General features: G+C 51.5%; 6 protein-coding genes. 3 read left to right on the top strand and 3 right to left on the bottom strand.

All coding sequences use genetic code 11. The features are described from left to right. The first annotated feature begins 457 nt into the window (after positions 1-457). Positions 458-5,812 (top strand): caspase family protein, encoded by a 5,355-nt coding sequence (locus H6F76_RS10975; protein ID WP_190508159.1) that lies wholly within the window; start codon positions 458-460, stop codon positions 5,810-5,812. Between the two features lie 113 nt (positions 5,813-5,925). On the opposite strand, the gene gndA is transcribed toward H6F76_RS10975, so the two are convergent. Further along, on the bottom strand, positions 5,926-7,437 hold the full coding sequence (gene gndA, locus H6F76_RS10970; RefSeq protein ID WP_190450286.1) for an NADP-dependent phosphogluconate dehydrogenase: 1,512 nt from the start codon (positions 7,435-7,437) through the stop codon (positions 5,926-5,928). A gap of 321 nt (positions 7,438-7,758) precedes the next feature. Here gndA and H6F76_RS10965 point away from each other — a divergent pair, with 321 nt between their 5' ends. Further along, positions 7,759-8,703 (top strand): Ycf66 family protein, encoded by a 945-nt coding sequence (locus H6F76_RS10965; RefSeq protein WP_190508156.1) that lies wholly within the window; start codon positions 7,759-7,761, stop codon positions 8,701-8,703. A 13-nt stretch (positions 8,704-8,716) separates the two neighbouring features. Here the strand turns inward: H6F76_RS10965 and H6F76_RS10960 are convergent, their stop codons facing one another. After that, entirely contained in the window at positions 8,717-9,943 is a 1,227-nt protein-coding gene (locus H6F76_RS10960) for an amidohydrolase family protein (RefSeq protein WP_190508154.1), read from the bottom strand. 49 nt (positions 9,944-9,992) lie between these two features. On the opposite strand from H6F76_RS10960, the gene H6F76_RS10955 reads away from it, so the two are divergent. Then, positions 9,993-10,643 (top strand): hypothetical protein, encoded by a 651-nt coding sequence (locus H6F76_RS10955; RefSeq protein WP_190508152.1) that lies wholly within the window; start codon positions 9,993-9,995, stop codon positions 10,641-10,643. Between the two features lie 39 nt (positions 10,644-10,682). Here H6F76_RS10955 and H6F76_RS10950 read toward each other — a convergent pair whose 3' ends face one another. Beyond that, positions 10,683-11,825 (bottom strand): CO2 hydration protein, encoded by a 1,143-nt coding sequence (locus tag H6F76_RS10950; RefSeq protein WP_190508151.1) that lies wholly within the window; start codon positions 11,823-11,825, stop codon positions 10,683-10,685. Positions 11,826-11,848: the final 23 nt, after the last annotated feature.

The raw sequence follows: 11,848 nt of genomic DNA, 5'->3' as shown, positions 1-11,848 counted from the left end.
TCGTTGAAGCAAGTCTAGAGACATCGTCTTAGGCCATATGTGTAAATCCTAAAAAAATCACCCTTAGGGGTGTTACCCCTTTTACAAAAAGCAAAAAAATCACTACGTTTAACTTAATGAACCGCTTTTAAGGTCTAGAGCGTCTTCAGCTTCCAACGCCAAAGCTGTGTGTACGCTGGACTTTTCATGCTCGTTGCTATTGATGAGATAAAAAATCAGCCATTTAGCTGATGCTATTTCATCCATACTATACAGTTAATAATTTTCTTGCTCGAAACATCGTTTGTTGGGCTTCTAAAAGAGCAATCAACATTCTTTGTATACGTTTTTAGTGTGTGTCGTGTGTGTGCCCTGATGATGCCTTTAACTTTTTTAGAAGCGCGTATTTGGAATATTGCTAAAGACGATTAAGCGCATCATTTAGCCTCATTGAAAAGCTGTGGGGAAGGTTTACACTATGTCACGTGACGCTCTAGTTGTTGGAATTAGTACCTATCAGTGTTTGCCAAGTTTAAATGCGCCCTCCCATGATGCGGAGGCGATCGCACAACGGCTGCAAACAGATGGAGATTTTCGGGTCGCACGGATGCCGGAAATTGTGCAGGCGGGGCAATCAAGAATTGGCTTTAAAACCCAGGTGACAGTAGCGGAACTAGAAGCCGCACTCATTAAGCTCTTTAAGCCCAAGGGCACTAACGTTCCGCAAACGGCACTCTTTTACTTTTCGGGTCATGGGCTGCAAAAAGATGCAGGGGTACAGGAAGGTTTTTTAGCGACCAGTGACGCAAACCCCAACGCTGGCTTTTATGGTCTTTCGCTCTTTTGGCTACGGCGACTGCTGCAAGAAAGCCCCGTACGACAACGGATTGTGCTGCTAGACTGCTGCCATAGTGGTGAACTGCTCAACTTTTTAGAAGCTGATCCAGGTGCCCGTTCCGGTACCGATCGCCTCTTTATGGCGGCATCACGGGAGTATGAAGCTGCTTACGAATCCATGATTGGTAAGTACAGTGTTTTTACACAAGCACTATTAGAGGGTCTTGATCCAACTCGCGTTGCGAATGGCACGGTCACTAACTATGCACTGACCGATTGGGTTAGTAATGCGCTCAAGCGGGAGATGCAGCAGCCCCTGTTTGAAAACTCTGGCAGTGAAATCCTTCTTACACGCGGTCAAGGTGCACCAACGAGCGTTAAAACCGAGCTTGTCCAGGATGTTTGTCCCTATCGGGGTCTAGAGTTTTTTGATGAAGCACACGCTGACTACTATTTTGGACGCGAAGAACTGACCGATCAGCTCATTGAGAAGCTCAGAACTGGAAACTTTGCTGCTGTGGTCGGTGCGTCTGGTAGCGGTAAATCTTCACTGGTGCGAGCGGGGTTGATCCACACCTTGCGTCAGGGCAAGAAGTTTTCGGGGAGCGATCGCTGGCGCATCCAACTGATTAGCCCGACAGAACAACCGCTCAAAAGTCTGGCAACTGCATTTGTAAACCCTAAAGATTCAGCGGTCGATCGTGCTGAACAATTGCGACGAGCAGAAACCTTGCTCCGGGATGGCGGTACCGGGTTGTCTCACCTGATTCGCGCCAGTTTAATGTCTGCCAAACACGGCAGAAATTCCCGGCTCTTGCTGATCATTGACCAGTTTGAGGAAGTGTTTACACTCTGCCAGGGACTGCAAGCAGAGCGCGATCGCCTGAACTTTTTTCATAGTCTCATCACGGCTTTACGCGAATTGAATGATTGCTTCAGCGTCGTTGTGGTGTTGCGGGCAGATTTTTTTGGTAAGTATTCGCTTTACAACGGTCTGGCAAAGCAAATCGAGCAAAATTTGATCACGGTGACGCCCCTTACCTATCAGCAAATTAAAGCCTCGATCGTCAAACCGGCGGAGAAAGCAGGCATTATCTGTGAACCCAACCTGATTTACAACATTTTGCTGGATGTAGTGGGTGCACCAGGAGAACTGCCCCTCTTGCAGTACACGCTACTAGAACTTTGGCAACGGCGGCAACTTGACCCAGAGGGTGGAGCCGCTCACCTAACGCTGGATGCCTACAACGAATTAGGCGGCGTTCGAGGCACATTGCAGAAGCGGGCAGATGATCTTTTCTATAGCCTTACGCCAGAGGAACAGCGCGTTGCCAAGCGGATTTTCATCGCGCTAACACAAATTGGCGATGGCACCGAGGATACCCGCCGTCGTATTTCTAAATCTGAACTTATTAGCCCCTGGTTTCCGGCGGCGTTGATTGAGCAAGTGCTGGAGAAACTGGTTGCTGCCAAGCTAGTTGTTACCAATCGCGTGCTTTGCGTCGGCACCAGCCAACGCAGGGTGATACAAGAATTTAATAATGTGTCTACAGCGTTGCGTTTTGCCCAAATGCGCCGGGGTAAATGCTCACAGGAACTGTCAGACGATCGCGCCCCATCCATTCTTTTTAGCAACAGTACCAATTTCGATATTGCTAGCCTGACGCAGCGATCAGTGAGCAAGCTCTCAGATGCCTCCACCTCTGTAATTAACAGTAGCGACACTCAAGAAACGGTTGATGTCGCACACGAAGCACTGATTCGGAATTGGACGCTGCTACGCACATGGCTGGACGAAAATCGAGAATTACTTCAGCGGCAGCGACGCATGGAGCAAGCTGCCAAAGAATGGTACGCCTTACAACAGTCGCGATCGCCCGAATATTTGCTACATGGCGATCGCCTCACCGATGCCGAGGATTATGTGATTGCCTATCCTGATGAGCTATCGGCACTTGCACAACGTTATATAGCCGTAAGCCGTGAGGAAAACCGGCGCGCACAAAAAGAACGACGGTTACTGCAACTGGCTGTGCCCTGTACGTTACTTGTGGCACTGGTTGTCACCTTTAGCCAGTACCGGGCAGTCGTCAACAGCCAAGCCGAAAAAGATTACCAGCTTCAGATTGCCACTGCACGACAGCAGGCAGCCGTCGCGCAAGCCATTTTGCAAGAACCAGATGGTGACCCTACAACAGCACTACTCATTAGCCGCCTTGCTGCCGAGAAAGGAGGGTATACCTACGAAGCGCAGGCAAGCCTGCGTACTGCGCTACAAAAACTGCGGTTACAGGTCAGCCTACAGGGGCATCGCGGCGCTGTTCACCAGGCTATTTTTAGCCCTAATCAACGTCAGCTTGCTACGGCTGGAGCGGATGGCACAATTCGGCTCTGGTCGCTGGAGACCCAAGTGATCGAGAAGGTTTTTTCCTGGCGTGATGCGGAAAACCCGTTAGCTGCGACGGCGATCGCTACTCCGAATGCGCCAACGGCTACGGCGATCGTTGCGATCGCGTTTAGCCCAGATGGAACGCAGCTAGCCGCGATCGCCCAAAATTCTGCGGCTATTCAGCTTTGGTCAGTGGCATCGGGTAAACGGCTGCTCACATTAAACGGTTTGCTAAAACCTGTGCAGCAGATAACATTTAGCCCCAAAGGTGATTGGCTGGCAGCAAGTGCAGGCAACGAGGTACGGGTGTGGGATGCCAGGAGTGGGCAACCGCAAGCAACGCTCCGTCATGCGGCTCCTATTAACAGTTTGACCGCTAGCCCCAGCAACCGAGCGCTGTTGACCACTAGTGGCAACAATGCCCAACTCTGGCAGAGACACCCCTGGCAGGTAAGCTCCTGGCAACGCCACAAACTGCTGCGCCATGATGCTCGGGTGCGTAATGCTACGTTTAGCCCCAATGGGAAGTTAATCGCCACTGCCGCTGACGACGGTAGCGCATACCTCTGGCGAGTTAATACCGGGCAGTTGCGCCAGATCTTGACAGCAGCTAGTAGCACCATGCCAATGCAAGGCAGTAGTTTACGCTCGTTTGAGCAGGCTGTGCAACCCCTGAAACAGGTCATGTTTAGCCCAAATGGGCAATTGCTAGCCACTGTTGATGCTAGCTGCGTCCGACTTTGGAATGTTAATTCTGGTCAACTATGGCAACAGTTGGAGCGATCCAGTGAGTTGAACAACGCTAATCTAGCTGGGCAAACTGACCGATCGCCAGGATCGGGTCCTTATCCAAGAGCTGCTAACAGTCTCGCCTTTAGCCCTAATAGCCGTCAGCTAGTGATGGCTGATCACCTTGTGGGCGACGAAGACACAATCCCTGTTGCGCGACTGTGGGATCTTTCCACAGGACAGTTGATTGGTAGCTTGAAGGGGCACTCAGGCGCAATTGAGACAGTGCAGTTTAGCCGCAATGGCTCTCTGATTGCCACTGCTAGCACTGATGGTTCTACACGTTTGTGGGCAACCGAGATGGGCAGCGAGTTTCCCACACTGAATACAACGAATGGGCAAAGGCTGTGGGCAGCATTCGGTCGCTTGCCGGGGGCTGTGTCCATGCTTCCACTCAACACAGCCACGATCGCACATGCCAGCTTTAGGTCACAAACACCAGAGGTTTCACCACTTGAAGGGTTTGGTGGCATCGTAACCGTAGCGATCGATGGCACTATTAATACCTGGAACCCCACAAAGCCAGCAGCAGTCTCAGACAAGGCGCGTATTGCTTCTGAGTCAGCCGCCCCCTTATGGAGTCCAGCCCGTTTAACGAACATGAGGTTCGATTTCCGGCGCTTCTTTGGAGCCTCAATGTTGGCGCTAAAAGTCCCTGAGCCTGCGATCGCGCCATCAGGCAGGCTGTTTTCAGACCCATTAGCCACACCTGTAACTGTAGCTGCAAATAATCTGGCAACCGCAGAGTCGTCTACTGCATTCAAGCCGCTGCTACAAAGGCAGGTGCTACAAGCAGCTAACGCTCACGATGCTTCAAACGGTCTTGCCTCAGTTGTTGCAACACCTCACGTTGCCTACCAGCACACCCCTAAGCGACCAAGCGGCATCCCAACTAGTGCAAAGCTTACAGCCGTTGCCTTTAGCGCTGATACACAGTGGATAGCGATCGCTCATACCAGTGGCACTGTAGAAGTTTGGCAACGGCAACCAGACCAATCACTTCAGCGGGTGCGTCGCTTGGATGCAAACAAACTCGGTAGCGTTAATGCCGCTGGCTCAACCAATCAAGCTCAACCGCATCGCCTTAAAACAATCTATCAGCTTGCCTTCAGTCCTGATAATCAAACGCTTTTGGGCGTGAGCGACGATCGCGTCATTACTCTATGGGATGTACCGTCTGGCAAACTAAAGCAGCAGTTGCAGGGGCACGCCGCTACCATTGAGCAAGTACAGTTTAGTGCTGATGGTCAGCGTGTAGTAAGCGCCAGCCGCGATCGCACCGCCCGCCTTTGGCACGTAGCCTCTGGTCAACTCCTGACCACGCTTTATCACCGGGATGTCGTCAGTAGCGCTCGCTTTAGCCCCAATGGACACTTGGTCGCTATTGCCAGTTGGGACGGCACCGCCAGGATTCTGAATGCCAGGACAGGCGTCTCTCAGGTCATTATGACCGGGCATCGAGGCGCAGTGCTTGATGCAGAGTTTAGTCCGGATGCAACAAGATTAGTGACCGCCAGTGCGGATGGCACGATCCGCCTATGGGATGCAAAGACAGGTACAGAGCAAGCCTTACTACGCCCTGCTGAATTAGGCAGCACAGCAGAACCGATTCAACAAGCCTTCTTTAGCCCAGACGGTCGTTATGTTGCCAGTCTAAGTAAAAGTGGGCAACTACGTCTCTGGGCTGCAACCTGGGAAGAACTGCTGCACCTTGCGCGCGATCGTACCCTGCGTCAGCTTCAACCAGAAGAATGTTTGCGCTACTTACGCCTTTCGCCCCATGCATGCCCATCGTTGGAAGTAAGCAGCAAGGGCTAGGTGCTGTGAGCCGATCGAGTGAGACAGAGAATTGACTCAACACAAAAACGGTGCGCTTGATTAATCAAAACGCACCGTTCTTACTATTTAGCTTAGCTGCTCGTATAAGCAAGCTAGCTGAGCGTTTCTGCTTCTTGCTTCTGAACGTCTGCTTGAGTAGGCTGGTGCTGGTCTACCAAAACCGTATCCGGCGTTGGCAATTGAATCGATTCATCAGGCTTCATCCATTCTGTATGGAAAACGCCCTCCTTATCGGTACGCAGGTAGGTGTGTGCGCCGAAGTAATCGCGCTGTGCCTGGGTCAAGTTTTGCGGCAGGCGATCGCGTCGGTAGCTATCAAAGTAGTCCAGCGACGCACTAAAGGCGGGCACCGGAATGCCAACTTTGGCAGCGGTCGCAATCACTTCTCTCCAGGCTTCCTGACGATCCAGGATCGTTTGTCTAAACTCAGGAGCCAGCAGCAAATTAGGTAGAGATGGGTTTTCATCAAACGCTTGCTTAATCTTGTTCAGGAAGCCAGCGCGAATGATGCAGCCGCCTTTCCAGATCCGGGCACATTCACCCAAATCCAACTCGAACCCATAGGTTTCTGAAGCTTTGCTAAGCAGCGCCATACCCTGAGCGTAAGAGCACATTTTGGAACAGTAGAGCGCATCTTTTACCTTTGTCACAAAGGCTTTGGTGTCACCCTCAAAGGTTGCAGTTGGACCAGGCAACAGTTTTGATGCCTCCACGCGCTCTTCCTTATAGGACGAAATGATGCGAGCATTGACGGCTGCAATAATGGTGGGGATTGATACACCCAGTTCCAGCGCATCTGACACAGTCCAACGTCCGGTGCCCTTTTGACCCGCCGCATCCAAAATTAGCTCAACTAGCGGAGTGTCAGTATCAGGATCAGCCTTTGTGAAAATATCTGCCGTGATCTCAATCAGGTAGGAATTGAGTTCGTCCGTGGTATTCCATTCGGCGAAGACTTCATGCAGTTGCTCTGAGTTGAGACCCAGTACACTCTTCAAAAGGTCATAGGCTTCGGCAATGAGCTGCATATCGCCGTACTCAATGCCGTTATGCACCATTTTGACGTAGTGACCTGCGCCACCAGGACCAATGTAGGTAACACAGGGACCATCATCAACCTGCGCAGCAATTTTAGTCAGGATAGGTTCCAGGTAGTCATACGCCTGCTTTGTCCCGCCAGGCATCATGCTAGGACCGTTGAGTGCGCCTTCTTCACCACCACTGACCCCCATGCCAATGAAGGTAAATTTGGCTGACTCCAAATCTTTAGCGCGGCGCTGCGTATCTGTAAATAAAGAGTTGCCACCGTCAATCAGAATATCGCCCTCATCCAGGAGGGGCTTCAGTTGCTCGATCGTGGCATCGACAGGACCACCTGCCTTCACCATGATCAAAATTTTGCGGGGACGCTCCAATGCCGCTACGAATTCCTCTAGAGAGTAAGCCGCTACGACATTCTTGCCTGTTGCTCGTTGCGCCATAAAGGCATCTGTCTTCTCGCGGCTACGGTTGTAGACGGCGATAGGAAACCCGTTACGCTCGACGTTTAGCGCCAGGTTCTCGCCCATAACCGCGAGACCAATTACACCAAAGCTTTGTGCCATAAGATTCTCTGCTTAACTCTGCAATTTGCTTGGGCTGTCCAATTCCCCTTCAGGGTAGCTCGAACATCTTAGGTTAGCCTGGAAGAGAATCTTAAGCTGTCATGCATTTGACGGTGCAGGAGGACGTATAACGTCCTTATTACTGCAAACGATATTGCTGAATGACTTGAGGAATCGGTACTTTCAAGATCAACCTTAAGAGTAAACAGTCGATCGCCCCTACTGAAATTCCTGCGTTCAAGCAGCAACGCCACGAAAACTTTAGCGCACCCTGACAGAATAGATTTATAAGTAGTTGTTGGCGCAATTGGGGGCAGCCATATGCTGGCATACGTTTTGGCACTGGTCGTTGGTTTGAGCAGCGTTGCTCTCTATATGGCGGCATTTTTTTTCCCAGAGGTGCATCGCAAGAATGATTTCCTCTGGAGCGGCTTGGGGATGTTTTACGCGCTGGTGTTGTGGGTTTGTGCAGGACGCATAACGGGTGGCGTGCTTCTGGGACAGACAACGAGTGTGGCACTACTAGGCTGGCTGGGCTGGCAGACGCTAGTGTTGCGGCGACAGGTTGCACCTCGAGACCAGCAAACAGCCGTGCCGACAGCAGCAGAGTGGCAGTCAATGGTGGCAAAGGCATGGGAAAGCATCTCCAGTGCTGAGTTAGTTGCGCCGCTTGCCAAGTCGATCGGCAAACAGTTTGCGAAACTTGCAGCCTGGGCTGGGGCATTGGTAGCAACGTCTACCAACACGACCCCACCATCACCACCGACGGTTGATTCGCAAGCGTATGTGCCCCTGACACCAGCAGACTTTGCAAATGCGAGTCAGGCTAGGATACAGACGCCTGCAGTAAAGACACCACAGACGATCGCGCCGACCAAAGTGTCGGTACCGAGCAGCAAGATACAGCCAGGGGAAAGCCCGATTACGGCGATCGGCAAGCAAGTGCAGGGTGCCTTTAAAGGGCTAACTGCAAAACGTGAGAGCAAGCCTGTTTACGTGAGAAAGCAGTTTCGCACGCCAGATGTTGAGCCAGCGCCAGCAGCCGTAGATCCAGCGGCCCTTGATGTTGCAGTCCTTAAGCTAGAGAGCGATCGTGTTGCGGCAACTCCATCGGTCTCAGATGTAGTAGAAGCGGCGATTGTGGACGCTGAAGCAACTGTTTCACCCACAACAGTTCCATCACCTACGGCTTCCTCGCCTTCTTTGGATGCTGAAATATTGCCTGATCCAGACGTGCAATCAGACGCTCCAAACCTTCTGCGGTGATCAATGGGCACAATCACGAAGCAAAAAACGTTTGCTGGCAATGACTTTGAGCCACAATACGCCCCTTTTTAATGACGGTGCGTTGAGTAGGTGCAGCACCGATCGCTTCGGTCACTGAGGTCGCATTAAGCATCACTAGATCAGCAGCGTTGCCAGGAGCAAGACTGTGGTTTGAAAGACCAATTGCCTGTGCTGCCTGCGTGGTTGCCATTGCCAAACAGAGTTCATGGCTGGCAGCCGTATTAAGATGCAGCACTTGCGCCAAAAGGGTACACATCTTGAGCAAATCGCCATCGCCAAAGGGCGTAAACAAGTTTTGTACGTTATTAGTTGCTAAACCTGTGTTAACCCCTAACGCAGTCAATAGATGGGCAGGGGCAACGCCCCGACGGACGTTGTGCGTATCGTGACGAGCCATCATGTAAAGGTCTGTAGCCGGAAGCGCCAGAATTGAAATGCCTGCGGCGGCAGTGTCAGCGGCGATCGTCTCCAACTCTCCTGGTGTTAAGCCAGCGAGCCTGGCCATATGCCCCAGACAAACCCGTCCATGCCAGCCCCGTTTCTGCGTTTCAGCAATCACGACAGGTAAGAGCAAGGGAGCATCATCGTCCAAAAAATCTAGGTGAAAGTCGACATCACAGTTGAAATCCTGAGCGATGTCAAACACGATACGAATATTCTGCTCTGGGTCAGGATCGACATACGGTGCAGACCCAATGACATCAGCACCCAACGCCATCGCCTGTCGCAACAGAGCCTCAGTACCAGGCTGATTTGTAATCCCTTCTTGCGCGAAGACAGCAAGCTGAAGCGTTAAGCCCCACGCATAGTCTTGACGTAAGGGCAGCAGTGCTTTGATACCGGTCAGTTGGATCATGGGATCAACTTCTACGTGCGATCGCATAGCAGTTGTGCCAAAGGCGATCGCTTGCTCAATGACCCGTCGTGCTCTGGCTTGGATATCAGCAACCGTGAACGATCGCTTGGCGTTAGCAGTTTCTTGCAGTGCTTCGGTAAAAGTACCCGTCTGCCACTGCACGCGATCGAGCAAAAAGGCTTTGTCGAGATGAATGTGTGCGTCTACTAAGCCAGGAATGACAAGCCCGCCTTGGGCATCAAGCGTTGTCTCTGCGGGAGTAGCAATCGATGGCGCAATGGTGATGATAGTGCCATTATCAATCGTTAGATCCCATTGGTGCGATCGTCCCGGTAGCCGTGCCTTTGTAATTTTTAGATCCATGCACCTGTCGTTATAGTTAGCTTAATGTTGCTGCTTGTAAAAAGACTGTATGACTGTTGACCAGAGACCGACATCATCGCCTGACCATAGCGCAGTTTTGCATCAGGCTGCGGCTGCATTTCAAAGCAAAGTTAGTGAGCGCCCTACGGCTGAAGCGGTGGCTGAAGCGTTGGTTCAGGCAGAAAAAGTGGCAAAGCAAGAGCGTCTGACCTACCCGTTTGAGCCATTGTGGGGCAACTGGCGGCTTTGTTTTGCTACAGGAACGCGCAAAGTTCGGCGTGGCGGCATTGTGCTGGGGAAAGGCTTCTATGTACCAAAGCTAGCGGTTGCACAGCTTTCCTTTAGCGCTGAAGCGGGTACAGACCCAATATTGGGACGAGGCGCAATCGGTAACCAGGTTGAGGTGGGTCCAGTACTGCTGCGGTTTACTGGACCAGCGCACTACCTCGGCAAGAAGAATCTGCTGGCGTTTGACTTTACCCGTCTGCATATTGGAGTGCTGGGCAAAACGGTTTATAGCGGTGCAGTGCCAGGGCGTAAAACCAGCAATGATTTTTATCGTCAAACCGTTAGTACACTGCCCTTTTTCGCTTTTTTCCTGGTAACACCAGACTGCCTTGCTGCCCGCGGACGTGGCGGCGGTTTAGCGCTATGGGTGAGAGTACACTATACAGTGTGCAAACTAAAAGGGCAAAGCTAATAGCAGCGATCAGCCTTCAGCTTTCAGCTTATTAATCCCCTAAGTAGGCTGCACCTCTGCCAGACGGGAGTCTAGAAGGCGATCCATCCAACCTTCTAGATACACCTGGTTCTGACGCTGCTGTTCTGGGTCGTTGGTTTCTAAGGGATAGGGCGCTAGACCAAAAATAGTTGCGGTTGTGACACAGAACATGGATTTCTGGAACGTTTCGCAAATTTTTACGCGCAAATCGTCTTCACCACGCTTTCCACCTTTGTAGATATCGTGTAAATAATCCGGCAAATAATGTCGCATATCCTGCATCAGTAAGGTGGGGGGAATGCCAGCACCACCGATCGGCAACGGATCAGCAAATAGCGCCCCATAGCCAAAGCGGCTCTGATCCGGCGGAATTTGATGCAACTGAGCGTTATACGAGACCGTACCCGAAAAGGGTGTGCCACGAAAGAACACTGCCTCAACGTAGGGCACTGCCACATCGGGGAGAAACGTTAAGCCGACTGAAAGGGGGATAATTTCATGGGTTTGGTTACGCAACGTAACCGTGTAAGTAATAGGAAGACTAGCAGCAGCTACCAGCCCGTCCTGGATATGGGTCACAACCTGTGGAATAGACTGGATTTTTCCTTCGTCATAGAGATCAGACAGTGACAGAAAGATCTCACTCATCACCTTCCAAAACTGACCCAGCCCACTGTAGTAAGCCAGTTGCCGCACATGCTCTGGCAAAAATTCGGGAAATAAGCGATGCAATGCAATCAGCCCTGGATTCCCTTGAATGCGCGTTTGAATCGCCGACTGCGATCGCGCCATAAACTCTGGGGAATCTAGATAAGCATCTAAACCGCCACCGCCATGCCAAAACATTGCTTTCATACAGTATTCGGCATATTCAAAATTGATGCGATCGTGTTGCCAGTGGCGCAAGAGCTTGGCAAACGACACATCGCCATTGAAATACTTGAAGAATGGAAAAAACACCAAAAACTGCTGCTCGGAAATGTAGAGCAGGTTGCGGTAGTAAGCATCCAGCACAATGCCATAACTTTTGAGGATGCCTACAACCTCCATGACATTTTGCTGTGTATCCGGCAGCAACGCCCCACCCGCCTTTAGGCGATTGATGTAGGGCGCGAACGGATGGGAGGAGGAAGGGGGATGCGCTTTAAGGGTATCGGTCATACTGTGCCAGAGGGACGAAGATC

The sequence above is a fragment of the Leptolyngbya sp. FACHB-321 genome (assembly GCF_014695975.1).
Taxonomy (GTDB): Bacteria; Cyanobacteriota; Cyanobacteriia; order Leptolyngbyales; family Leptolyngbyaceae; genus Stenomitos.
This window is presented reverse-complemented; position numbering and strand designations above follow the sequence as displayed.